24 protein-coding genes are annotated in these 23,809 nt (G+C 66.0%); 10 read left to right on the forward strand and 14 right to left on the reverse strand.

The features are described from left to right. Nucleotides 1-25: 25 nt before the first annotated feature. Nucleotides 26-1,537: a tryptophan halogenase family protein gene (locus FHS96_RS01520; RefSeq protein ID WP_429587506.1), complete on the reverse strand. Its 1,512-nt coding sequence runs from the start codon at nucleotides 1,535-1,537 to the stop codon at nucleotides 26-28. Nucleotides 1,538-1,967: 430 nt separating this feature from the next. Here FHS96_RS01520 and FHS96_RS01525 point away from each other — a divergent pair, with 430 nt between their 5' ends. Beyond that, nucleotides 1,968-2,561, forward strand: coding sequence for a hypothetical protein (locus FHS96_RS01525; protein WP_429587508.1), 594 nt, complete (start codon nucleotides 1,968-1,970; stop codon nucleotides 2,559-2,561). Nucleotides 2,562-2,586: 25 nt separating this feature from the next. Here the strand turns inward: FHS96_RS01525 and FHS96_RS01530 are convergent, their stop codons facing one another. Beyond that, nucleotides 2,587-2,988: a winged helix-turn-helix transcriptional regulator gene (locus FHS96_RS01530; RefSeq protein ID WP_429587509.1), complete on the reverse strand. Its 402-nt coding sequence runs from the start codon at nucleotides 2,986-2,988 to the stop codon at nucleotides 2,587-2,589. 101 nt (nucleotides 2,989-3,089) lie between these two features. Between FHS96_RS01530 and FHS96_RS01535 the strand changes: the two genes are divergently transcribed. Further along, nucleotides 3,090-3,962 (forward strand): SDR family oxidoreductase, encoded by an 873-nt coding sequence (locus FHS96_RS01535; RefSeq protein WP_429587510.1) that lies wholly within the window; start codon nucleotides 3,090-3,092, stop codon nucleotides 3,960-3,962. Between the two features lie 87 nt (nucleotides 3,963-4,049). Here FHS96_RS01535 and FHS96_RS01540 read toward each other — a convergent pair whose 3' ends face one another. Beyond that, nucleotides 4,050-4,469: a nuclear transport factor 2 family protein gene (locus FHS96_RS01540; RefSeq protein WP_429587511.1), complete on the reverse strand. Its 420-nt coding sequence runs from the start codon at nucleotides 4,467-4,469 to the stop codon at nucleotides 4,050-4,052. A 121-nt stretch (nucleotides 4,470-4,590) separates the two neighbouring features. Between FHS96_RS01540 and FHS96_RS01545 the strand changes: the two genes are divergently transcribed. Beyond that, nucleotides 4,591-5,235, forward strand: a complete 645-nt coding sequence (locus FHS96_RS01545) for a TetR/AcrR family transcriptional regulator (protein ID WP_429587512.1) — start codon at nucleotides 4,591-4,593, stop codon at nucleotides 5,233-5,235. An 813-nt stretch (nucleotides 5,236-6,048) separates the two neighbouring features. Here FHS96_RS01545 and FHS96_RS01550 read toward each other — a convergent pair. Together FHS96_RS01550 and FHS96_RS01555 are read right to left on the reverse strand one after the other, a co-directional pair. Further along, on the reverse strand, nucleotides 6,049-6,222 hold the full coding sequence (locus tag FHS96_RS01550) for a DUF465 domain-containing protein (RefSeq protein ID WP_429587513.1): 174 nt from the start codon (nucleotides 6,220-6,222) through the stop codon (nucleotides 6,049-6,051). A gap of 413 nt (nucleotides 6,223-6,635) precedes the next feature. Continuing rightward, nucleotides 6,636-6,947 carry a hypothetical protein gene (locus FHS96_RS01555; RefSeq protein WP_429587514.1) on the reverse strand — a complete coding sequence of 104 codons (312 nt, stop codon included), beginning with the start codon at nucleotides 6,945-6,947 and terminating at the stop codon, nucleotides 6,636-6,638. An 86-nt stretch (nucleotides 6,948-7,033) separates the two neighbouring features. On the opposite strand from FHS96_RS01555, the gene FHS96_RS01560 reads away from it, so the two are divergent. Further along, nucleotides 7,034-8,185 carry a trans-sulfuration enzyme family protein gene (locus FHS96_RS01560; protein ID WP_429587515.1) on the forward strand — a complete coding sequence of 384 codons (1,152 nt, stop codon included), beginning with the start codon at nucleotides 7,034-7,036 and terminating at the stop codon, nucleotides 8,183-8,185. After that, nucleotides 8,182-9,624: a Na+/H+ antiporter NhaC family protein gene (locus FHS96_RS01565; RefSeq protein ID WP_429587516.1), complete on the forward strand. Its 1,443-nt coding sequence runs from the start codon at nucleotides 8,182-8,184 to the stop codon at nucleotides 9,622-9,624. The genes FHS96_RS01560 and FHS96_RS01565 overlap by 4 nt, the downstream gene beginning before the upstream one ends. Here the strand turns inward: FHS96_RS01565 and FHS96_RS01570 are convergent. The 4 genes from FHS96_RS01570 to FHS96_RS01585 all read right to left on the reverse strand — a co-directional run bounded on the left by FHS96_RS01570 (nucleotide 9,611) and on the right by FHS96_RS01585 (nucleotide 11,700). Next, nucleotides 9,611-9,841: a hypothetical protein gene (locus FHS96_RS01570; RefSeq protein WP_429587517.1), complete on the reverse strand. Its 231-nt coding sequence runs from the start codon at nucleotides 9,839-9,841 to the stop codon at nucleotides 9,611-9,613. The genes FHS96_RS01565 and FHS96_RS01570 overlap by 14 nt on opposite strands. 8 nt (nucleotides 9,842-9,849) lie before the next feature. Continuing rightward, complete coding sequence (locus FHS96_RS01575) at nucleotides 9,850-10,575, reverse strand: HPP family protein (RefSeq protein ID WP_429587518.1); 726 nt, start codon at nucleotides 10,573-10,575, stop codon at nucleotides 9,850-9,852. Nucleotides 10,576-10,723: 148 nt separating this feature from the next. Then, nucleotides 10,724-11,482 (reverse strand): type I methionyl aminopeptidase, encoded by a 759-nt coding sequence (gene map, locus FHS96_RS01580; protein WP_429587519.1) that lies wholly within the window; start codon nucleotides 11,480-11,482, stop codon nucleotides 10,724-10,726. After that, nucleotides 11,482-11,700 (reverse strand): ParD-like family protein, encoded by a 219-nt coding sequence (locus FHS96_RS01585; RefSeq protein WP_429587520.1) that lies wholly within the window; start codon nucleotides 11,698-11,700, stop codon nucleotides 11,482-11,484. The genes map and FHS96_RS01585 overlap by 1 nt, the downstream gene beginning before the upstream one ends. Before the next feature lie 196 nt (nucleotides 11,701-11,896). On the opposite strand from FHS96_RS01585, the gene FHS96_RS01590 reads away from it, so the two are divergent. After that, nucleotides 11,897-12,319, forward strand: coding sequence for a hypothetical protein (locus FHS96_RS01590; RefSeq protein WP_429587521.1), 423 nt, complete (start codon nucleotides 11,897-11,899; stop codon nucleotides 12,317-12,319). A gap of 109 nt (nucleotides 12,320-12,428) precedes the next feature. Here FHS96_RS01590 and FHS96_RS01595 read toward each other — a convergent pair whose 3' ends face one another. Both FHS96_RS01595 and FHS96_RS01600 read right to left on the reverse strand, forming a co-directional pair. After that, complete coding sequence (locus FHS96_RS01595) at nucleotides 12,429-12,971, reverse strand: DUF4136 domain-containing protein (RefSeq protein ID WP_429587522.1); 543 nt, start codon at nucleotides 12,969-12,971, stop codon at nucleotides 12,429-12,431. 107 nt (nucleotides 12,972-13,078) lie between these two features. Then, the gene (locus FHS96_RS01600; protein ID WP_429587523.1) at nucleotides 13,079-13,696 is read right to left on the reverse strand and encodes a flavodoxin family protein; all 618 of its coding nucleotides are present in this window, start codon (nucleotides 13,694-13,696) and stop codon (nucleotides 13,079-13,081) included. A 107-nt stretch (nucleotides 13,697-13,803) separates the two neighbouring features. Between FHS96_RS01600 and FHS96_RS01605 the strand changes: the two genes are divergently transcribed. Further along, on the forward strand, nucleotides 13,804-14,655 hold the full coding sequence (locus FHS96_RS01605) for an SDR family oxidoreductase (protein WP_429587524.1): 852 nt from the start codon (nucleotides 13,804-13,806) through the stop codon (nucleotides 14,653-14,655). A 26-nt stretch (nucleotides 14,656-14,681) separates the two neighbouring features. Here FHS96_RS01605 and FHS96_RS01610 read toward each other — a convergent pair whose 3' ends face one another. After that, nucleotides 14,682-16,472 carry a DUF885 domain-containing protein gene (locus tag FHS96_RS01610; RefSeq protein WP_429587525.1) on the reverse strand — a complete coding sequence of 597 codons (1,791 nt, stop codon included), beginning with the start codon at nucleotides 16,470-16,472 and terminating at the stop codon, nucleotides 14,682-14,684. Between the two features lie 428 nt (nucleotides 16,473-16,900). Here FHS96_RS01610 and FHS96_RS01615 point away from each other — a divergent pair, with 428 nt between their 5' ends. From FHS96_RS01615 to FHS96_RS01625, 3 genes are all read left to right on the forward strand, one after another. Beyond that, complete coding sequence (locus tag FHS96_RS01615; RefSeq protein ID WP_429587526.1) at nucleotides 16,901-17,674, forward strand: TIM barrel protein; 774 nt, start codon at nucleotides 16,901-16,903, stop codon at nucleotides 17,672-17,674. A gap of 105 nt (nucleotides 17,675-17,779) precedes the next feature. Beyond that, nucleotides 17,780-18,736: a sugar phosphate isomerase/epimerase family protein gene (locus tag FHS96_RS01620; protein ID WP_429587527.1), complete on the forward strand. Its 957-nt coding sequence runs from the start codon at nucleotides 17,780-17,782 to the stop codon at nucleotides 18,734-18,736. A gap of 34 nt (nucleotides 18,737-18,770) precedes the next feature. Continuing rightward, a complete protein-coding gene (locus FHS96_RS01625; protein ID WP_429587528.1) occupies nucleotides 18,771-19,694 on the forward strand; it encodes a sugar phosphate isomerase/epimerase family protein in 924 nt (307 codons plus the stop codon). Between the two features lie 348 nt (nucleotides 19,695-20,042). On the opposite strand, the gene FHS96_RS01630 is transcribed toward FHS96_RS01625, so the two are convergent. Next, nucleotides 20,043-20,639, reverse strand: coding sequence for an FKBP-type peptidyl-prolyl cis-trans isomerase (locus tag FHS96_RS01630; protein ID WP_429587530.1), 597 nt, complete (start codon nucleotides 20,637-20,639; stop codon nucleotides 20,043-20,045). A gap of 154 nt (nucleotides 20,640-20,793) precedes the next feature. Continuing rightward, entirely contained in the window at nucleotides 20,794-23,586 is a 2,793-nt protein-coding gene (locus FHS96_RS01635; RefSeq protein WP_429587531.1) for a bifunctional aconitate hydratase 2/2-methylisocitrate dehydratase, read from the reverse strand. Nucleotides 23,587-23,809: the final 223 nt, after the last annotated feature.

A 23,809-nucleotide genomic window follows, 5' to 3' on the forward strand; every position in this document is an offset into this window, starting at 1 on the left:
AACTGTGCAAATCCCTGTCTGCGCGTCATTCCGGCGGCGGGGCAGGGCAATAGCGCGCCAGGAATTCCGGGTGCGAAGGCATCTTGGCGACGATGCCGGCGATCTCGCCGCGGGTGCGATCTAGGAAGTCGCGGAGCGCATCCTCGGGCATCATCTCGGCGAGGCGGTGATAGCCCTGCGGCGCGAAGCGCTGGCCGAGCAGCACGGAAGACCAGCTCTCGATGCGGAACAGCTCGTGATCGAGCTGATAGGCGCGGGCATCCTCGCGCCACAGAGCCAGCCGCTGCTGCAGCGAATCGGGAATCTCCATCGTGCGTGCGCGGCGCCAGAAGGGGGAATCGTCGCGCTGGGTGACGTGGTAGTGGAGGATGATGAAGTCGCGAATGCATTCGAATTCCAGCCGCGACTTCTCGTTGAAGCGCCGCACCAGCCCGGCGCTGCAGCCGTTGAACGGGAAATCCTCGATCAGCCGGGTCACGCCCGCCATCATCAGGTGGATGCTGGTCGATTCCAGCGGCTCGATAAAGCCGCCCGCCAGCCCCAGCGCGATGCAGTTGCGGTGCCAGCTGTTGACGCGCATGCCCGTCTTGAAGCGCAGCAGCCAGGGTTCGACCATCGACTCGCCCTCGATCGCTGCGAGCAGCTTAGCCCGCGCCTCGTCGTCGGACATGAATTCGTTGCAGAACACGAAGCCATTGCCCTCGCGATGCTGCAGCGGAATGCGCCAGCGCCAGCCCGCTTCATGCGCAATCGCCGAGGTATAGGGCCGCGGTGGGCGCGCGGCACGCGATTGCACCGCGACTGCGCTGTTGGTTGTGATCCAGCGCCCCCAATCCTCGAACGGCATGCCCAGCGCCTCGCCCAGGATCAGCGAGCGGAAACCGGTGCAATCGATGAACAGGTCGGCCTCCAGCCGCTCGCCGCTCTCCAGCACGATCGCATCGACGAAGCCGCTTTCGGGGTGGAGGTCGACTCTGCGGATCTTGCCTTCCACACGCCTGACGCCGGCGGGTTCGGCCAGCCCGCGCAGGAATCGGGCGTAGCGCGTGGCATCGACATGATAGGCGTAGCCGAGGTTGGGCGCGGCATCGAGCGCGATGCGATTGGCCTCCCCGGCCACATGCTCGATGCAATATTCGCCGAGATCGCCACCGAAGCCGCGTGCCCGCGCGTGCAGCCAGAAATGATGGAAAGGCGCCATCCACGATGCACGCCGGCCGATAATGCCGAAGGGGTGGATATAGCGATCGCCGACCTGGCCCCAATTCTCGAACTCGATGCCCAGTTTGAAGGTCGCCTGCGCGGCGGACATGAACACGTCTTCCTTGATCCGCATCAGATCATGGAAGCCTTTGAAGGTCGGCACGGTGGATTCGCCGACGCCGACGGTGGAGATCGCATCCGATTCCACCAATGTGACGTCCAGTAGCGGCCCCAGATGCCGCACCAGCGCGGTCGCCGTCACCCAGCCGGCGGTGCCCCCGCCGGCGACGACGACCCGCTTCACCACCCGATCGGACGTGGGATCCTGCTGCATGCGCGCTCCTTGCGATGGCGGCCCGGCGCCGCCCGGCTTGTTCGAAAGTGGGAGGGCCGCTTCAGACCGCGCGGTGGCGAGGCCGTGCGCGCCGGCCAGCGCTGATCAGGGGCGCTTCATCGCCGGCCCCGCCAATCGGCGGGAATAATCCGTCCACCGTCGCACGCATGTGCATCCTCCTCCTGCGGCCACCGGCGCGTCTGGGTAGCGCACTCATTTCGGCACAGGCACAGAGAGCCCGTTTGGAACGCCGTGGGCAAGCGAATTTTCGGGGTGGCGGGCGGGTGGGCGCGCAATTGATGGCGATGTTCATGCGGCTGTTGCGACGAGGGCACAGAGACGGGCTATTGTAATGATCGCGTTACCATCTCGCATAGGGATCGGCGGGTGGACGGCGGTTATCGGGCACCCAGCGTGAGAAAGTCGGCGTATGATTCTGCCCGTGCTGCTGCTCGCCGGTGTCGCCGCATCCGCGCCATCTCCCTTCCCGCAGGTCGAACCTGTCGCCGTGGGCGAGGCGGCCGAACGCGCGGCGCGGCGTGGCGTCGGGCCGGTCGAGATCAGGCACGATAAGGTCGTCCGGTCGGACATATTGGTGACCGTCCGCGCGGCGGTGCTGACGCCGGAGCAATTCGCCTGCCTCGATGCGGTAGCGGCGCAGCATGACGTGGAATTGCCGGCCGCGCTGCAGCCCGGCTTCGATGCGGTGCGCGATGCGCGGCGGAAGGCCGATGCCCGCCGGTCAGCGCGCAACTGGCTCGCCGCGCGCAACCTGCTCGACCACGTGCCCGATTATGTGCCCGACGCGACCGATCCGGCTGGGTTCGCGCGCGCGATCGAGGTGGCTTGCGGACCACGCGCGACCGGCGCGTTCCAATCAACCTATGGCCCCCACACGTTCGATCCGGATTGGCTGGCGCGCAACATGCACATGGCGGACGATGATCCGCTGCCCTGCCTGCTGGCGATGGCCTCCGCGGCGCGGTTCGAAACGGGGTTCATCGGGAATGAGGCGGTGCGGTAGGGGCAGGGCGCGCTTTCTCTTCCCCTCACGCCGCCTCCGCCATACGCTCCCGCGCCGCGCAGACGTCGGCGAAATTGGCCTCCGCCCATTCGACCAGCCCCAGCAGCGGAGTGGCGAAGCTTCGGCCCAGCGGGGTCAGCGAATAGGTGACGCTGGGCGGCACCGTCGGCTGCACGTCGCGGTGGACGAAGCCATCGGTCTCCAACGTGCGCAAGGTCTGTGTCAGCATGCGCTTGGAGATGTCGGGCACCGCGCGGGCGAGGGCGCTGAAGCGTTGCGGGCCGCCCGCCAGGGTCGCCAGCAGCAATGTCGACCAGCGATCGCCGATGCGGTCGAGCAGGTTGCGCACCGGGCAGCGCGTCTCGTCGAACGCGGCCGCCTGCCAGGCCTGGAATTTGGCGCCGAGCGCCTCTGCCGCATCGCTCATGGTATCTCCGCAGTAACCAGGTGACGGCGAAGTGCCGTCTTTCGGGCTCGGTGGGTGGTCTCTATCTGAGACCAAGTTGAAAATCGAGACCGGAGTTTATCATGTCTACTGCCGCCGCCCGTTTCGTCGTCACCGCCGCCAGTGGCCAACTCGGTCGCCTCGTCGTCGCCGCGCTCGCCACGCGTGTCGGCGCCGCGGATGTCGTCGCCGTCGTGCGCGATCCCGCTGCCGCCGCGGCGCTGTTCCCCGCCGGCGTCACCGTGCGCCATGGCGATTATGAGAAGCCCGAGACGCTCGATGCCGCCTTTGCCGGTGCCGAGCGGCTGCTGCTGATCTCCTCCAACGCGGTCGGCGCCCGCGTGGCACAGCATCGCAACGCGATCGAAGCGGCGGCGCAGTCCAGGCTGACGCGCATCGCCTATACCAGCGTGCTGCACGCCGATCGCTCCGCGCTGAGGCTTGCCGGCGAGCACCGCGAGACCGAGGCGCTGATCGCCGAGAGCGGTCTCGCTTATTCGCTGCTGCGCAATGGCTGGTACAGCGAGAATTATGCCGCCTCGATCGCGCCCGCGCTCCAGCATGGCGCTTTCATCGGCAGTGCGGGGGAGGGGCGTATCTCCGGCGCGGCGCGCATCGACTATGCCGAGGCCGCGGCGATTGCGCTGGTCGAGGATGAAGGCGCGGCGGTGATCCACGAACTGGCCGGCGACGACGCGTTCACGCTGGCCGGGTTCGCCGACGAACTGTCGCGCCAGTCGGGCCGCGACATTCCCTATGTCGACATGCCCGAGGGCGAATATCGCGCCGCACTGGTCGGCGCCGGTCTGCCCGAGCCTTTCGCGGCATTGCTCGCCGATTCAGATGCCGGCGCCGCGAAAGGCGCGCTGTTCGACGGATCGGGCGCTCTCGGCCGCCTGATCGGCAGGCCGACGACGCCCGTCGCCGAAACCATCGCCGCCACGCTTAAGCGGTAAGGAGGGAAGGGCCGCGCCGCGCTTTTCTGGCGCGGCGCCCCCGGCCGGGCGCTTTTTTCGTCATCGCGCGCGGCGGCACCTTTGCGGTTAGACGGCAACCCGATCCAGGATTTCGTAATAGGCGTGAAGATCGAGCCACTCGATGCCCGAGACGACTTTGCCGTCCTTCATGGTCATGATGTACATATAGCCGTTCCTGTACGGCTTGCCGTCCAGGGCGCGGCTGCGGCTGTCGATCTGGGCGAACACCTTGTCGCCATCGGCCCATACTCCGCGGGTGGTGATCGCCAGCGGCTCGGCGAACCGCGCGAACAAGGCGTCTTCGGCGTTGTCGAACAGGTCCTTCATGCCGTGATAGGTCCGGGCAACCGGCCCGTGACCTGCGATGGTCCATTCGACGTCGGCGGCGAAAATTGCCTCGAAGAATTTCGGGAAATCGCCGGAGGCGTCGTCGAGCGCTTGTGAAACGGTGTTCAGATTGGACTGTTCTTCGGGGGTATAGGACATGATTGCCTTTCTCCTCGCGGGGACGCAGCTTCGATATGATGTGGTCAATAACTATACCGGTCGTTCCATAAATGCCTAGATATACCGATCGTTCCATAAATCAACCCCGTGCGCGCCACTCATGACGGACGCTCGTGATCCAGCGGCAAAGCATGATGAGGCGGCGCCCCCCGGCGGACACCGTGGCCGTCCGCGCCAGTTCGATCGCGACGCCGCGCTGGTGGCCGCCATGCGCATATTCTGGCGACACGGCTATGCCGGTGCCAGCATCGGCACGCTGCTTGAGGCGATGGGCATCAGCCGCGCCACGCTCTACGCGTCGTTCGGTGACAAGGAGGATCTGTTCCGCAAGGTCATGGACCTCTACGAACGCGAGAAGACCGCCTATATGCTCGATGCGCTGGAGCAACCGACCGCTCGCGGGGTGGCACGGCATCTGCTGGACGGCACGATCGCGTTGCAGACCAACACTGCCGATCCCAAAGGAAGCATGGGCATCGTTCATTCGCTCAGCCATGCACCGGGCGACGAGGCCATCCGCGAATTCGTGATGCAGCGCGGCCAGTATTGGCGCGACGCGTTGATCGCGCGTTACGAGCAGGCGGCGCGCGACGGCGATTTTCCCGCATCGATCGCGCCGCGCGATCTGGCGCTGACCCTGAAAGCCACGACCGACGGGTTGCTGGTGGCCGCTGCGACCGGAGTGGACGAGGCCCAGTTGCGCGGCATCGCAGACACCTTCCTGGAACTTTGGCCCGGGCGGTGAGGCACGGCTTTCGCGGCTTCACGCGCGGGACCGAGAGGGTCATACATCCCCCTGCAGTAATCAACAAAAGCCTGAACCGATCCCAGATCGGTAATCGGCGTAACGCGCCCCTTTTCGCCGTCATTTCAATGTTTTGATTGAATGTCATATATTGCGCGCCGTTCAAGCGCTCGATGTGTTGCGCAGCGTCAACCTGCGTGATCGAGACTGTTCCGGCCGCGCCATCTTCGACCCTGGCATAGTGCCATGCGCCGCTATACGGCTGGTGGAATGCCAATCCCTCGGTGCCTGGCGGCAAGGGGCCAAGCGGAAACATGTCATAGGGGCTGGAGCAGGAATCCGGAAAATTGGAGGGATTGAAGGGGCCCGCCGCGTCCTTCCAAAAAATTCCGGATGGATGCAGCCGACCTGATAACCGCCGGCGACGACCCTGGCGGCATATTGGCCACAGTCCGCATTGGCGGCTGTCAGATTTGAAGGTCCCCGCTGATTTCCCACCGTATAGGCAGTGGCGTAAAGAGAAGGATGTCAGCATGCGCCACTCCATTTATCGATGAAGTATCTGATAATGATGCGGTGCATGTTTAGGCTTTGCTTTGAGCGGCTACGCCTAAAACGGAAGGGGCGGAGCCGGCATCGATCTGTTCCATGGTCGAAATTGGCGACGCCCGGGCCGGCGCGTCGCAGAAGGGCAGGGATGGCGGTTCGGCGATGATGATCCCCGTCTCGCAAAGGCGGGGCGGGGGCCGGATCGACGATCGCTCGCCACCAGGCGCGGCGGCGCATGCCACGCGGCGATCCGGCCGCCGCGGATCAGGCGGGGCGGCGGCGCAGCATCAGCGCGTGCAACCGATCCTTCACCCGCAGCCGCAGGCGCTTCAACCGCAGCAGCAGCAGCGAATCCGGCACGCGGCGTGCCGCCTCATGGCGGATCTGCTCGTCGAGCCGCTGGTGCAACTGGGTCAGTCGGAAGGTGATCATGCTCATAGCCTCTCTCCAATCGGGGATTGAAAGATCGGATCATCGGCGATGGCAGGAGGCAGAGCGGCCAGGCCTACATCGAGATAACCCGATGCGGTCCGACATCACGATCGCCCGAAGACGATCGCCAGAGGGGCCCGGCCCGCACAGCCAACATAGGGGCACGCCGGCGGCGGTCAAGCAGTGGTTGCATCTGTTACCAATCGGGGTTGACGCGGGCCGATGGCGTCGGCATCCTCCGCCCATGTACGCTTCTGCGACATATCAGCGTTTCCGCGATCACGCCGGCCAACTCGCCGCGCGGCTGTAGCCCGGGCCCGGTTGCCTGCCGGCCGGCCGGGTTCGGGACTTGTTCGATCTTGCTCCGGCGTGCGCCCACGTCGCGCCGCCATTCTCGAATAAGCGGATTACGCACCATGTCAGATCCAGACACCCTGGGCTCGTCCGATCCCGCGTCGCGTTCGGGCTTCGACCTCGAACGCATCATCGACGTCGATCTGTTGCTGAAGATCCTGTTCGTCGGCGTTCCCGTGCTGCTTACTTGCATCATCTCGTCGGCCGGTTAGGGACGCTTCATTGTCGTTTCTCTCGATCGAGCGCCGAAAGCGGATGGGCTGAAAGTCCTCAAATCGGCCCTTATGCGGCGCCATGGACGACGGCGCATAAGGGGACAAAACCGCCGTTTGCGTCGTCACGTCTTCGGCATCGGCCGCCATGACGATGGCGCCCATCGTCCATCTCACGCGCCCGCTTTGACGCCGCCGCCCGCCGCGGGCATGGCGTGCCGCACTGACATTCCCGACAAGGCAAGGCCCCCATGATCACCCTCGATCCGCACGACCTGCAGATCTGCCTGCGCGCGGGGGAGGATGTCGCGGTGCAGGGCGGCACGGTGTTGCCGCCGATCGCGCAGGCCTCCCTGTTCCGCAAGGCCCGCATCGAGGATCTCCATCGCGATCTCGCTCAGGAACATCGCGCGAGCACCTATTCGCGCGGTACCAACCCGACAGTGAAGGTGCTGGAGGATGTGCTCGCCGCGCTGGAGCGGGGTGAGGCGTGCAAATGCTTCGCTTCGGGCATGGGCGCGATCGGCGCGCTGCTGTTCGGGCTGCTCAAGGCGGGCGACCATGTGCTGTTCGTCAACGACGTCTATGGCCCGACATTGGAGCTGGCGCGGCGGCTGGAGGATTTCGGCGTCAGCCACAGCCAGAGCTTCGCGGCGGACCCGGAAGGCATCGAGCCGCTGCTGCGCGCGGAGACGCGGCTGATCTTCCTCGAAAGCCCGGGATCGACCTTGTTCCGCCGCGTCGACGTGGCCGGCATCGCCGCGCTGGCGCGCGCCCGCGGCATAGTGACCGCGATCGACAATACGGTGGCGACGCCGCTGCTGCAGAAGCCGATCGAACTCGGCGTCGATCTCGTCGTCCATAGCTGTTCCAAATATATCGGCGGGCACAGCGATGCGGTGGGCGGCGCGCTGGTCGGTCCGGCCGAACTGATCGAGCGCATCTTCTACAGCGCCTACATGCTGATGGGCGCGGTGATGCCGCCGTTCGAGGCGTGGCTGTTCCTGCGCGGGCTGATGACCTTGCCGGTGCGCCTCCGCCAGCATCATGAGGATGCGCTGGCGATCGCGCGCGTCCTGCGGGATCACCCGGCGGTTGCCGCGGTGCATCACCCTGAACTGGGCGAGGATCCCCCGCTGCCGGGGAATTGGCGCGGGCATTCTGGGCTGTTTTCCTTCGTGCTCGCCGAGGGTGGCTTCGCGCGCGCGGTCGCGGTCGCCAACCGGCTGCAGCTGTTCGGCAGGGCGGTGAGCTGGGGCGGGGCGGAGAGCCTCGTCATCACCGGGCACAAGCGCGATCCGGGCGACGCCCCCGCGCGCATGCCCGCCGGGCTGCTGCGGCTGTCGGTCGGGCTGGAAGGGCGCGAGGCGCTGATCGCCGATCTCGATCGGGCGCTGGCATGATCGTCGAGGAGGAAGCGGCCGCGAAGCGTCTGCCGCTCGCGCTCGCGCTGCTGCCGATCGTCGCGCTCGCTGCCGCGATCGGGCTGGCGATGGCAACCGGCGGGATGAGCCCGGACATGCTGTTGCTCGCGATCCTGTTCGCGGCCGCCGTCGCCGGGTTGGTCGCGCGCCGCGCCGGTGCCGGGTGGGAGGCTGTGCAGGCGGAAACCGGCCGCCAGGTTGCGGAGGCCTTTCCGGCGATCCTCATCCTGCTCAGCATCGGCGCGTTGATCGGCTGCTGGATGTTCGCCGGCACCATCCCGCTGCTGGTCGTGCTCGGCATCGACCTGATCGACCCGCATTACATGGCGCTGACAGCCTTCGTCGCCACCGCGTTGATGTCGCTGATCTCGGGCACCTCATGGGGTTCGGCGGGGACGATCGGCGTCGCGCTGATGGGCGCCGCGGCGGCGATGCAATTGCCGTTGCCCCCTGTGGCGGGCGCGGTGGTGTGCGGCGCCTATCTCGGCGACAAGCTCTCTCCGCTGTCGGACATGACCAACATTTCCGCGATCGGCGCGGGCGCCGAACTCTATGCGCATATCCGCCACATGATGTGGACGAGCGTGCCGCCGGCGCTGGCCGCGCTTGCGCTGTTCGCGGCGCTGGGGCTGGCGGCTGGGCCCGCGCCGGCGCTCGCGGCGGGCCAGGCGGCGTTGATCCGCACCGAATTGCTCGCCGCCTTCCGGCTCGGCCCCATCGAGGCGCTGCCGCTGCTGGTGGCGCTGGCCGGCATCGTGTTGCGCAAGCCGCCCGCGCTGGTGATCATGGCCTCGTCACTGCTCGCCCTCGTCATCGGCGTGACCCACCAGGGCTTCGGCGCGGCGCAGGCGGTGGCGTGCGTGGTCAACGGCTTCGATGCCGCCGCGGCCTTCCCCGGCCGCGATTTCGCGCCCGCGATCGACACCTTGCTCAACCGCGGCGGGCTGATGGCGATGGCGGGCACCTTGCTGTTCATCATCGCCGCCTTCCTGCTGGCGGGGGCGATGCGGGTGTCGGGCGCGCTCGACCGGCTGCTGGAAGCACTGCTCGGCATGGCGCGCTCCGCCGGTTCGTTGATCATCGCGGCGATGGCGGCAGGGGCGGTGATGGTGGGGATGACCAGCCATGGCGGCGTTACCGCGCTGGTCGTCGGCGGGCTGTTCCGCAAGCCTTTTGCCGAACGGCTGCTCGCGCCCGAAAACCTCTCCCGCACGATCGAGGATTCGGTGACCGTCACCGAGCCACTGATGCCGTGGACGGTCTCCGCGGTGTTCATGGCGACGACGCTGGGCGTGCCGACGCTGGATTATGCGCCGTGGGCGATCTTTTGCTGGGCGAGCCCGCTCGCCTCGCTGGTGGTGGCGCTGTGCTTCGCGCCGCGGCCGCGCGGTCCGGTGAAGCTGGTCAGCGCTCGCTGACCAGCGGGTGCTCGAGGCGAACGGTGTCGAGCAAGGTCTCGACCGCCGAGATCTCGCCTGCGCTGCCGGTGGGGTGGAGCGACCAGTTGCAATGCGGGTGCGTCGCACGGTCGTGGATCTGCAGCGGCCCCAGCACCTGCCGCCAGCGGCGCTGGTTGCCGCCCACGCGGCGCAGCAATGTGGTGACGATATGGTTGTGGAGCTGGGTGGCGTTCATCGGCGGCGCTATGCGCGCTCCAGGGGTGCCGGCGCAACCGGGGGCGGCGCGCCCAGTCGCGCGGCGGCATGCGCCTCCGCCTGGGCGAGCAGCAGCACCAGATCCTCGCGCGCGACGTCGAAGGTCTCGCCGAGGTCCGCCAGCGCCTGGTCGACATCCTCCATCAGGATGCCGGCGGCGGGGGCGGGGGGCGTCTCCCGCCACTTCACTGGCACCGGGCGGTGCGGATAGCTGTGGCCGGAATAGCGGTGGAACGCCCAGCCGAGCGCCACCAGCAGCACAGAATTGATCAGGATCGGGGCGGCGAAGGCGGCAAGGCCCACGGCGGTGAGCGCAGGCGCCGCCAGCACCGTGCTCAGCGCCACCGCGCCGCCGGGCGGGTGGAGGCAGCCGGTGAGCGACATCGCAAGGATCGCGAGCGCGATTGCCAATGCGGCGGCTAGCGGCTGGTGCGGCAGCAGCGCGATCACCGCGATGCCGACGGCGAGCGAGATCGTGTTGCCGCCCACCACCGACCAGGGCTGCGCCAACGGGCTCGCCGGCACCGCGAATACCAGCACCGCCGAGGCCCCGATGGGCGCCGCGAGCAGCGGCGTGGGGAAGGGCGAGATTTCGCGATAGGTCAGCGCGGCCAGCAGCACCCCCACCAGCGCGCCGAGGCAGGCGACCAGTCGATCGCGCAACGTGCCGCCCGCCAGCAGCGGCGCGAACCGTGCGTTCCAGAACCGGCGCATTGTCATCCTTTCGCTTGCCGACGCGGCTGGCGGATAGGGGCTGCGCGCCGCGGCGGGAAGCGAGGATGGCTTTCAGGGGGTAAAGGGCGCCGCGATCCCTTTCCTCCCCGGCGCGCAGCCTTGGGGAGCGAAGTTCAAATCCCGGCCATCAACGCCCGTCGCTGCGCAGCGTCAGCACTTCCACGCCGTCCGCGGTAACCGCCACGGTATGCTCGAACTGCGCGGAAAGCTTGCCGTCCCGCGTCACCACCGTCCACCCGTCCTCCTCGGTGGCGACCAGCCGCGTGCCCTGGTTGAGCATCGGTTCGATCGTGAACACCATGCCCTCGCGCAGCTTCATGCCGCTGCCGGGGCGGCCATGGTTGAGCACCTGGGGTTCCTCATGCATCTCGCGGCCGATGCCGTGACCGCAAAAATCACGCACAACCGCATAGCCATGCTTCTTAGCGTGGCGTTCGATCGCGAAGCCGATGTCGCCGAGATGCGCGCCGGGGCGGACCTGATCGATGCCCTTCCACATTGCCTCCTGCGCCACGCGCACCAGCCGCCGCGCCGCCGCGGGGGCGTCGCCGACAATGTAGGTCTTGCTCGAGTCGGCAATGAAGCCGTTCTTTTCCAGCGTGATATCAAGGTTGATGATGTCGCCGTCGCGGATGATCTCATCCGCATCGGGCACGCCATGGCATACGACATGGTTGATCGAGCAGTTCAGCACATATTTGAAGCCATATTGCCCCTTGCTGGCGGGGCGCGCGGCGAGATCGACGGTGATGAAGCGCTCGACCATGTCGTTGACCGCCATCGTCGACAGCCCGGCCAGTTCCTGCGTGTCGAGCATTTCGAACACCTGCGCGAGCAACCGGCCGGAGGTGCGCATCAGCGCGATCTCGTCGGGCGTCTTCACCATCAGGCGGCGGCCAGGGTCGTGCCGAAATCGGCAGCGGGGGCGGCTGCGGCCTCCATCTGCAGACGCACGATCTCGGTGAACGACAATGTCGGATTGGCCTCCGCCAGCATCCCCATCCGCATCCAGAATTCGGCCTGCGCGTTGATGGAGCGGCACATCACCGTGCTGGCGCGGCGTGCCTCCTCATGCAGTGCGTCGTCGATCTTCACGATGCCCATATCGGCCCCTGCACTATGGTTGATGTACGAATCATATATTGTTCGTATATGGCTTGCATGCTCACCCGGCAAGCATGCCGGCGCGGTTCCTGGCGCCATGCTTCATCATTCGCGAGCAATGCTTCGGCAATGCAATCGTCCGAGATGGATTGCACCGGCTGCACCTAGACAGCCGGACGTACCGCAGGAGACAGCAATGAGCATGATGATCGTCATATTGGCGGCGGCGCTCACCCAACCGGAACCCCATCGGGTGACCGTGGACCATGGAGGGAAAGCGCTTGAGGTCGTCTATCAGGGCGAGGTGACGACGCGCACCCGCCGCGTGGGATCGGCGCAGCCGACGCGCAGCGGCAATGTGCGCTGCAACTGGACCGCCACGGTGCGCGTGCAGCGCCAGATCGCAGGCGACGGCGTCGCGGCGGCCCACCCGGTGGCGGGCGAGCGCCGCATCAAGGGCAGCCGCGCGGGCGACTGCATCACCAACCGCGCCGCGATCCGACGCGACGTCGCCGACCGCAGCACCGAAGTGCAGACCCACGTGGCCGCGCTGGCCGCGGAGGACCGCCCGGCGCTGATGGCCGCGCTCACCGCCGGCGCGCAGCGCGAGGTGCATTGAGCAAGCCCCTTCCCGCTTGCGGGAGGGGTCAGGGGAGGGGCTGTTCTGAAATAGCACGGCCCTTCCCACAGGCTTTCCCCACCCGCCGCGCTTCACGGGAGGGGAGAGATCACGGCACTGCGATCGGCTCTTCCGCGCTTTGCGGGAAGCGGCGGAACAGCGCGCCGGCCAGCTTGGTCGCAAGCTTGTCGGCTGCATCGTCGGGTGAGCCCTCGGTCTGCACCGTCACCGCGCGACCGCGCCAGACCGTCTGGTCATCCTTGCGCGATACGATCGTCACGTCGAGTTCGGTGGCGATCAGGTCGCGCAGCTTGCCCTTGTCGGCGGGCAAGGTGACGGAGAGGCCCCAGTTGCCGGCGCGGGCGCGGGCGGGATCGCGCTGGTCGGCGGTCACCTGGCCGCGGCTGGTGCGCGTCACCGCCACGCGCGCGAGATAGCGGCTGCCGCCACGGCCGGGCAGAGTCAGGAATTGCGCGTCGAGCAGTGCCGTTTCAACCGCGTCGACGAACGGAGACGGGGTTTCGGCATCGGCCCCCGCTCCGCTGCTCTCGATCACGATCGTCCCGGGCGCCACCTGTCCTTCGGTCCTCTCGGGCGCTGCGCCCGCGGCGAGGATCGACAGGAGGGTCGCGATCGCGAAGGGCAGGGCCATAAACATCTCCATGCCCGAACGGGGCAGCACATCATCCTAGGGCCAAAGCGCCCCCGCAGCCACCTCGCAGCCACCATGTGCATTATAGTGCACATTGTGGCTGCGGATCATTCCGCCTCGCCCGGATAGGGTGCCGCCTTCAGCAATCCGGCGAGATGCGCGGCGTTGCCGGCGACCATCGCCGCGGTTTCCGCGACCTTGTCGGGCGTGCTTTCCAGATCCTTGAAATCGGTCGATCCCATCGCCTCACCCACCCAATAGCAGGCGGCCGCCGCCGGAATCGTCCAGCCGACATCATTCAGCGCCTGGAAGAGTTGTGCCGAGGAGAAATGCGCGCCGTCCTCGTTGCCGACGATAGCGGCCACCGCGACCTTGCCATAGCTGGGCATGCGGCCCTGATCGTCGGTCTCGCCGAGAAACGCGTCCATGCGTTCGAGCACGCGCTTGGCAATGCTCGAGATCTGTCCCATCCAGATCGGCCCGCCGAAGATCAAGATGTCGTGCGCGAGGATCTTCTCGCGCAGCGCCGGCCAGTCGTCTCCCTCGCCTTCATCCGATGTGACACCGGGCTTGATGTCGAGGCTGGCCACCCGCACCGTTTCGGTCACCGTCACGCTCTTGTCGGCGAACGCCTTTTCCAGCACCGCGATCATCGCGTCGCTCGAACTCGCCTCGGTCGCGGCGGCCTTGAGCGTGCAGTTGAGGGCGAGGGCTTTCAGCGGCATCGATCGTCTCCTTCGGTGTCGGCTGCCGCAGGAATGCGATCATCCGTTTCTTTGGCAGGAGAACTCCCGGCGCGCCCATGGGTTCTCCATGGTGAAGGAGATACACGATGGCCGACACCGACGAGATGATCCACGAAGACGCCCTGCCGGGCCATGAAAGCCGGCTGGAGCCCAAGCCCGAATGGCAGCCGCGCTACCCGGGATCGGGCAGGCTCACCGGCAAGGTGGCGATCGTCACCGGCGCGGACAGCGGCATCGGTCGCGCCGTCGCCGCGCTTTATGCCCGCGAGGGCGCCGACATCGCGATCGTGTATCTGCTGGAGGATGATGACGCGGCCGAGACGCAGCGCATCGTCGAGAGCGAGGGACGCAAGGCGATCACGATCCGTGGCGACATCGGTGAGAAAAGCTTCGGTGACGAGATCGTCGCGAAGACGCTGGAGGCGTTCGGCCGGATCGACATCATCGTCAACAATGCCGGCGAACAGCATCCCGACAAGGATATCACCGACATCACCGAGGAGCAGTTGCGCCGCACCTTCCAGACCAACATCTTCGGCATGTTCTTCCTCGTTCAGGCCGCCCGGCCGCACCTGAAGGCGGGCGCTGCGATCGTGAACTGCACGAGCGTGACGATGTATCAGGGCAGCAAGGAACTGCTCGACTACAGCTCCACCAAGGGCGCGATCACTGCCTTCACCCGATCGCTGTCCGAAAATCTGGTGGGGGAGGGGATCCGCGTCAACGCGGTGGCGCCCGGCCCGATCTGGACACCGCTCAACCCCTGCGGCGGCGCCAGCCCGGAGAAGCTGGAAACGTTCGGCGAAAGCACGCCGATGGGCCGCCCTGGCCAGCCCAACGAGGTGGCGCCCGCCTTCCTGTTCCTCGCCTGCGAGGATTCCAGCTATATGTCGGGCCAGGTGCTCCACCCCAATGGCGGCACGATCGTGAACGGCTGAGGCACCGCCGCCGGATGCCGCCCCGCTCAGGCGGGCGCGGCGATCCAGCGGTCGACCTGCGCCTCCAGAACCGGCAGCGGCACCGATCCGCGGCCGAGCACGCATTCGTGGAACCTGCGCTGGTCGTAACGGTCGCCGAGCGCCGCCTTCGCCTTGTCGCGCAGCGCCAGGATGCTCTGCATGCCGACCTTGTAGGAGGTCGCCTGCCCGGGCATCACAAAGTAGCGGCGGATCTCGGAGCGGATCTTGCCGATCGGCTGCGGCGAATTGGCCGAATAATAGGCCAGCGCCTGGTCCTCGCTCCATCCCTTGGCGTGAATGCCAGTATCGACGACCAGCCTGATCGCGCGCCAGATCTCCCGCCCCAGCCGGCCGAAATCGCTGTAGGGATCGGTGTAGAAGCCCAGCTCCCTGGCGAGCCGCTCCACATAGAGCGCCCATCCCTCGACATAGGCGCCGTAGGAATAGTTCTTCCGGAATTCGGGCGTGCCCACCATCTCCTGCGCCAGCGCGATCTGCATGTGATGGCCGGGCAGCCCTTCATGATAGACGGTGCCCTCGATCTCGTAGGTCGGGGTCGCGCGGGTGTCCGCCAGATGGACGTAGAAGATGCCGGGGCGCGATCCATCCGGCGCGGCATGCGAATAATGCGCGGCGCCGCCCGGCTCCTCGCGAAACGCCTCGACGCGCTTCACGATCAGATCGGCCTTGGGCAGTCGCCCGAACTGCTCGGGCAGGCGCGCGCGCATGCCGGCGAGATAGGTTTCCGCCAGCTTCAGATAGGTGGAGCGGCCGGCGTCGTCGTTGGGAACGTAGAAGCGATCGTCGCTGCGCAGGAAGACGAAGAAATCCTCCAGCTTGCCGGCAAAGCCGATCCGCGCCTTCAGCGCCTCCATCTCGGCGCGGATGCGCGTGACTTCGGAAAGGCCGAGCGCGTGAATCTCGTCCGCGGTCATGTCGGTGGTGGTCTGCCGGCGCAGCGCCGCGCGATAATAGGCCGCGCCATCGGGCAACGCGCCGGCACCTTGCGGCTGCGCGCTGGCCTGCGCGCGATCCGCCGTCAACCAGGCGCTCAGCCGGTCATAAGCGGGCTTCATCGATCCGGTCATCGCCGTGGCGACGCGCGCGCCGAACGCATCTGCGGCCGCGGCATCGATCCTGCCGGCCGCAACCAGCCCCGCCGCCTTCTTTTTCGCATCGGCATAGAGCGCGTTGTCCGCACCGCCATCGAACGGGGCGCCGCTGACGAGCCGGCCGACCATGTCGATCGACTGGTCATAGGCGAAGCCCGGCATACGGATGCCCTTCGCCGCCGACGCCTTCGCGCGGACGAGATAGGCATCGAGCGTGGGGCCGAGCGCGGTGACGCGCGCGACATAGGCTTCCATGTCTGCAGGCGCATCGACGCGATGCTTGTTGATCATGAAGTTGGGCAGGCCGGTGTGCGGGCCGTTGCGGTCGAAGATATAGTCATGGCCGCGCCACTTCACCGCGTCCTCGGCGCGTTCCAGCTCCAGCACCCACATGTCATAGGAAACCAGCGCATCCTCGCCGAGTGCTGCGCGATCGAACCTCGCCTTCATCGCCGCGACATTCCCCCGCCGCCACGCCAGCCGCGCCTTTGCGGCGGCATCACTGGGATCGGTGAACCTGTCCTGCTGCTCCTTGCGCCCGAGCCCGGTCAGCTCCTCCGGATCGAGCGCCAGCTGCGCCTCGAACGCGGCATCGAGAAACGCGGTCAACGCCGCATCGGTGGCGCCGGCTTTGGTGGGCGCCGCGGTGCTGCCGGCGGCGCGTGCCGCGGGCGCCAGGACCATGCTGGACGCCAGCGCCAATGAGAAATCGCGTCGTGACAGGGACACGCGGGCCCTTTCCCCGTTGTTCATGGGGGCGGGGTACTGTGGGGGCGGGGTGGGGCCAAGGGTAAAGTTGAGGAGATGGCCGTATCGCTCATTGGGGCTTTCCGGCCCTTCGCTGCGCCGCGCTCAACGCCGACTATCCGCCATTCCTGACGCTCAGTATCTATTTGTTCGGGAAACGCGCGGCCATGCCGACCTCGTCGGCAGTAGGGCTGGGCTTAGTGGAGGATGTCGCGCCGCGCGACGAAATGGTCGCTTGAAAACGGACCGCTTGATATTTTTGCATCGTGTGGGTAATGCGTGCAGCCACAAAGTAGCGGGAGTTCAACCCGCCAGGCAAACGCGCGCCGTGGCGCGGCGGGGCCGTAGAATGGGAAAGGGATCCTATGTCTGCGGCAAATCAGTTGTCTTCTTGCATCGAATGGCAATTCATCGAAGCTGGCGAGCTTGACGCGCGGCTGCGCGCCGCAAAGGCGGCAGGTTTCGATCTCGCTGAATTCCACCTATGGCGCGACAAGCCGGTCGCGGCGCTTGCCGAAGCTCTATCCGAAACGGGCATGCGGCTGACCGGCCTGTGCGTCGATCCACGCCGGTCGATCGTCGATCCCGCTCAGCGCGAGGAAATGGTCACCGCCGTGCGCGAGACCATCGCGGCAACAGCCTGTCTCGGCGCGCCGGACCTGATTGTCGCCTCCGGTTTCCGCGTGGAGGGGATGAGCGAGGACGAGCACTTCGCCAATGCCGTCACGGCGCTGCGCGCGGCAGCCGATGTCGCCGAGGAAGCCGGCGTTACGCTGCTGCTGGAACCGCTCAACACCAGGCTATTTGCCGCGATGTACCTCGTCAGTACCAAGTTGGGCCTCGATCTGGTCGAAGCCGTCGGCAGTCCGAACCTGCGCCTGCTGTACGATGTTTGGCACAGCGCCTGTATGGGCGAGGATATCGCGGAGGTTCTGGTCGGACGCATGCATCTCGTCGCGCACGTCCAGGTTGCCGATATGCCTGATCGCAACGAACCAGGCACTGGCAACGTCGACTGGCGCAAGATCATGCAGACCCTGCGAGACCTTGGTTACGCGGGGGCGATCGGGCTGGAGTATTTCCCGACCCTGCCGATGGATCAGTCGCTCGCGCTCAGCCATCGCACGCTTGACGACTGAGCGGTAGCGGCGCAGCGCCGGCGCGCTGGCGCGCAAGCCGATCACGAGCCGACATGAATGGCCGCATGCTGCAAGCCGCGGCAGACCGAGGAACGGACCGTCTCCATGAACCTCGAAACGATCGCGATCAGCCTTGACCTGATCAATCGCCACTATCAGGAACCGAACCGCAATCGGTTCGAAAGCCGCTATTTCTGGGAAGAACTTTACCCGCTGCTGGCCGCGTCCGGTTTTCGGGCCGTCGAGATCCCTTACGAGCCGGTCTGGCAGTTTGGCGGACGCAGCGGCGTGCCGATGAACCGCTATTGCGTGAACACCAAGTATGGCAGCGCCGCGCAGTATCTGGAACGCCTTGCCGCCAGCGGCATCGGGCGTGTCACGGGGGTCACATTCGATCCCAACCTGTTCATGCGCAACGACAATCTCGATTTCTTCTTCGGCGCTTCCGGTCACTTCGCCGGTGAGGCGCTGTCTCACGCGGCCGATCTTGGTGCGGATTACTTCGCGATCAGCCCATCGCCCTACTATGGCCGCGCGGTGCATCATCACCCCGATCTGGACAGCAAGCTGGACAGCTTCACACAGCGCGCAGGGGATCTGATCGCAGGCCTTGCCGCCAAGGCACAGGATCTCGGCGTCTTGATCGTCCTGCGCCATGAATATTGGAGCCTGTTCCGCGGCGAGCGCATCCTGGCCCTGCTCGATGCCCTGCCCGAAAGCGTGAAGCTGGACTGCGACACGGCGCACTTGCATGTCGCTGGCGTTTCTCCGGTGGAATTCATCACCGCCAACATTTCCCGCATCGGCTGCGTCCATCTCACCGACACCGGCTTCGTCGATACGCAGGATATCTGGAAGACCGCCAATCCCGAGTTTCCTCACACGCGCGCCACACAGGTCTTCCGCGATCCCGGCACTGGCTCGGTCGATCTTGTGGGCGTTGTCGCCCTGCTCAACAGCCTCGGCTATGCCGGCCCGGTGACCGCGAGCGCCCGCCAGACGCGCGATCCCTTCCGCGCGCTGCTGCGCACGCGCGCCCTGCTGGACCAGATCCAGAATTAAGCCGACCAGACTTGCACCGGACGGAGACTCCGCCATGCCCAATATCCGCTACGCCAACATGTGCCACTGGAAGTCGATCCCGTATCGGCAGATCCCCAACTTCCGCGAATTCTATTACGAGGACCGGACCAACACAGCGTATTACTCGGATTGGAACCGGATTCTGAAATATCAGGCAGCGCTCGGCTTCGAGGGAATCGAAATAGCACCCTGGGATCTCGCCGACATCCTTCCCCTGTTCGGCTCGCCGGAAGCCTTCACCGCCTTCGCGAAGGAACGAGGCGTCGAGGTCATCGGCATGTTCCACGGTGCTCACGCCTCGCATGCGGCCGACCATTTCGAAGAAGCCGTCCGTTCGGGGCGCGAGGCGGTGGACACGATCGTCCGGTTCGGCGGCACCTACATGAACACCTGCCCGACGCAGAACTACTTCGGGACGGGGCCGCTGACGCGAGAGGAAGTCCAGCAATGCGCCAGGGTGATGAACGAGATCGGGCGCTACGCGACCGATCACGGCGTGAAGATCGGCCTGCACAATGAATTTTTCTGTGCGATCAACCTGACAAACCACCGAGAACTGATCGAATCGACCGATCCGGCGCTGGTTCACTACTGCATCGATACAGCGCAGATCTCTATCCTCGGTGAAGATCTGCTGAAATTCTATGAGGACTATCACGACCGCATCAGCACCCTCCACCTGAAGGATACCGCATCGGCAAACCAGCCCGACAGTGTGCGCTACGCGCAGGATCCCGAGATCGCCGACGATGGTCACCGGTGGTTTTGGGAGCCCGGCGAAGGCGAGCTCGATTTCAAGGGCCTTTATCGCCTGCTCAAGAAGCACGCCTTCAAGGGCTGGATGTCGATCGAATATGATGGCTCGCCGGACTTGCTCGCCTCAATGGCGCTCACCCGGTATTATCTCGATGCGGAGCTGCGCCCGATCTACGATTGATCAAGCCCGGCACAACGCTCACCCGGCATCAGCGTGTTGTCCCGGGGTCGATTGCGCTGCCTATTTCATGATCCTGCAAGCCTATAGGCTTTGCCTATCGTCAATGACTGATGTTGTAATGCGCGGACGTTCGTGGAGTAGAAGCGTAAGTCGTAATCTGGTCCAGGAACAGCGGAGGGAGATTGGGGCAATTCACGACCGCTTTGTGCGGCGGGTCCACCGACCGACTGGCAGAAACCCGAATTCGGGGATCGGGTGTGCCGTCGGAGGGCGGGGCCACACGGCTTGCAACTGTGGCCGGATGGTGACGCAGCTGCTTTTCTAAGCCGGCATCACCTCCATCGGCACCTACGGCTGGGGGCTGGCCTCACCCTGGGCCGGAGGTTGTGCGGCTTGCGCCTTGCGCATCTCTTCGATTTCAGCCGCCGTCTTGAAGTCGATCAGCTCGACCTGGAAGACGAGATCGGAGTTGGCCGGGATCGTTTCCGACGCCCGCTCGCCATAGGCCATCGCCGCCGGGATGCAGAGCCGCGCGATCGAGGTTCGGCTCAGCAACTGCAATCCTTCCGAGAAGCCCGGGATCACCCCGCCGACCGGCATCGGCGTCTGCATGTTCTGGTCGAACACCGCGCCGGTCGCGGCGAGATATCCGACATAGTTGATGAGGACCATGTCGTCGGCCGCCGGCCGTGCGCCGGTTGCCGCGCGCAGCATCGTGTAGCCGAGCCCAGACGGCGTCTTGGCGGTGCATGTGCGCTGTGAGGCGGGCACGATCGGCATCAGCGGCAGCGGGATGATCCCCGCATTCGGTTGAGCCGGCTTCGGCGACGTCGTCGCGGGCTCTGCCGCGCGCGCGGCCTGCACGCCGGCGAGCAGCGGCAGTGCCAGCAAGGGCAGGGAGATCCGGCAGATCAGGCGGGGCGTCAAGCGACGGAAGGCGTTCATCATCGCGCCATAGGCAGGATCGATGCGATCGGGCAAGCGGAAGGCGATCGGCGAGCCTCAAAACGAAATCGCCGGCAGCAGCGCGGGCCAAATCACCCGCGCCACCCCCGGCGATCATTACGTCGCGCGCGAAAGGCGCGCTATCCGTCCGGCCTTAGAACTGAACTGACCGGGCTCCCAGCGCGCCCGCCTTCGGCGGCGCGAACTTGGTCAGGTCGATGCCTTCGACGGCACTCTTATATTCCTCGGCGCTCGGGGTGCGGCCGAGGATGGCGGAGAGCACCACGACCGGCGTGGAGGCCAGCAGCGATTCACCCTTCTTCTCGGCGGAGTCCTCGACGACGCGGCCCTGGAACAGGCGGGTGGAGGTGGCGAGCACGGTGTCGCCCTTCTCCGCCTTTTCCTGGTTGCCCATGCACAGGTTGCAGCCCGGCCGCTCCAGATAGAGGATATTCTCATATTCGGTGCGGGTGGCGGTCTTCGGCTTCACATCGTCGAACTCGAAGCCCGAATATTTCTGGAGGATATCCCAGTCGCCCTCGGCCTTCAGCTCGTCGATGATGTTGTAGGTCGGCGCGGCGACGACGAGCGGCGCCTTGAACTCGACCTTGCCCTCGGCCTTCTCGATGTTCTTCAGCATCTGCGCGACGATCTTCATGTCGCCCTTGTGCACCATGCACGAGCCGACGAAGCCCAGATCGACCTTCTTGGTGCCGCCATAATAGGAAACCGGGCGGATCGTGTCGTGGGTGTAACGCTTGGAGACGTCCGGGTTGTTCACGTCCGGATCGGCGATCATCGGCTCGTCGATCACGTCCAGGTCCACGACCACCTCGGCGAAATATTTCGCATTGGCGTCGGGCGCCAGAGCGGGCTTTTCGCCCGAGCGGATCTCGGCGATGCGCGCATCGGCCTTGGCGATCAGCCCCGCCAGCGTGCCGGCGGCATTCTCCATGCCCTTGTCGATCATGATACGGATGCGCGACTTGGCGATCTCCAGCGACTCGATCAACGTCTCGTCCTGCGAGATGCAGATCGAGGCCTTGGCCTTCATCTCGGCGGTCCAGTCGGTGAAGGTGAAGGCCTGGTCGGCGAGCAAGGTGCCGATATGCACCTCGATCACACGGCCCTGGAACACATTGTCGCCACCGCACTGCTGGAGCATCTGCGCCTGCGTCGCGTGGACGACATCGCGGAAGTCCATGTGCGGCTGCATCGTGCCCTTGAAGGTGACCTTCACCGACTGCGGGATCGGCATGGTCGCCTCGCCGGTGGCCAGCGCCAGCGCGACGGTGCCCGAATCCGCGCCGAAGGCGACGCCCTTGGACATGCGGGTGTGGCTGTCGCCGCCGATGATGATCGCCCAGTCGTCCACGGTGATGTCGTTCAGCACCTTGTGGATCACGTCCGTCATCGAATGATAGACGCCCTTGGGATCACGCGCGGTGATCAGGCCGAAATTGTTCATGAAGGCCATCAGCTTGGGGATGTTGGCCTGCGCCTTCTTGTCCCACACCGAGGCGGTGTGGCAGCCCGACTGATAGGCGCCGTCGACCAGCGGCGAGATGACGGTGGCCGCCATCGCCTCAAGCTCCTGCGCGGTCATCAGGCCGGTCGTGTCCTGCGAGCCGACGATGTTGACCTTCACGCGCACGTCCGAACCGGCGTGCAGCACCTTGCCCGGCGTCACGCCCACGGCGTTGCGGTTGAAGATCTTTTCCACCGCGGTCAGGCCCTGACCCTCGATCGCGATTTCCTTGTTCGGCGCATAGACCGGGGTCGGCTCCACGCCCAGCGTCTCGGCCGCGAAGGTCTGGAGCTTCTTGCCGAAGACGATGGCGTAGGAACTGCCCGCCTTCATGAACTCCATCTTCTGGGGCGTGAAGGCGGCGGCGACGTCGACCAGTTCGTTGCCGGCTTCGTCGCGCAGCTTGCGGCCCTTCACGTCGATCGTCAGCACGGTACCCGTCGCGACCGAGAATTGCTCTTCCAGCACCGGGTTGCCGTCATTGTTGAGGATCGGCTTGCCGTCCTCGCCGAGCTTCTTGGTCCAGTTCTTCAGGTTGATGCCGATGCCGCCGGTCACGTCCACGGTGGTCGCGAAGATCGGCGAGATACCGTTGGTGCCGGCGACCACGGGCGCATAATTGACGAAGGGAACGTAGGGGCTGGACTGCTTGCCCGTCCACAGCGCGACATTGTTCACGCCGGACATGCGCGAGGAGCCCACGCCCATCGTGCCCTTCTCCGCGATCATCATCACCCGCTTGTCCGGGTGCTGCGCCTTCAGCGCCACGATCGCCTGCTGGCCCTCGGGCGAGATCATGCACTGGCCGTGCAGCTCGCGGTCCGAGCGCGAATGCGCCTGGTTGCCGGGCGAGAGCAGGTCGGTCGAGATATCGCCTTCGCCGGCGACGAAGGTGACGACCTTGATCTCGTCCTCGACGTCGGGAAGCTTGGTGAAGAACTCCGCCCTGGCGTAGCTTTCCAGCACCTCCTTCGCCACCGCATTGCCCGCCGCGAAGGCATCGCGCAGGCGGAACATGTCGGCGTCGTAGAGGAACACCTGGGTCTTCAGCACCTCGCCCGCCGCGACGGCGTGGGCGGCATCGTCACCCAGCGCGATGTCGAGCAGCACCTGGACGGAGGGGCCACCCTTCATGTGCGACAGCAGTTCCAGCGCGAACGCCGGCGTGATTTCCGGTACGCTTACTTCGCCCAGGATGATCCGCTTCAGGAACATCGCCTTTACGGCCGCGGCGCTCGTGGTGCCGGGCAGCGTGTTGTAGATGAAGAAATGAAGCGCGTCGGCGCGATGTTCGCTGCCGGCATCCTGGATCAGCGCGATGATCGCGTCGATGAGCCTGCCGTCATCGATCGGTTTGGGCGCGAGCCCCTGGACTTTCCTGCTTTCGATTTCGGCGAGATAATCCAGGTAGATGCTCATTATAAATCCACTGCCATGAAGTGCATGAAGCTGGGCGCAGCGCCACGGGCGGGCCGTGTTTGGCCCGGCCTGCGGCTGTCGGGGTCGCGCGTACGCGAACAGGGGCTGACTGGCAAGGCGGCGCAGGGGAGGGGAGGGCCGGGGTGCCCGACCTCGAGCGCAGAGGCGGCGGCTCGCCCCTCCCCTGAAGGCGAAGGGGAAATGCCATATAACAGCGCCCAGG

This window comes from Sphingomonas zeicaulis (genome assembly GCF_050433225.1).
Classification (GTDB): domain Bacteria; phylum Pseudomonadota; class Alphaproteobacteria; order Sphingomonadales; family Sphingomonadaceae; genus Sphingomonas_D; species Sphingomonas_D zeicaulis.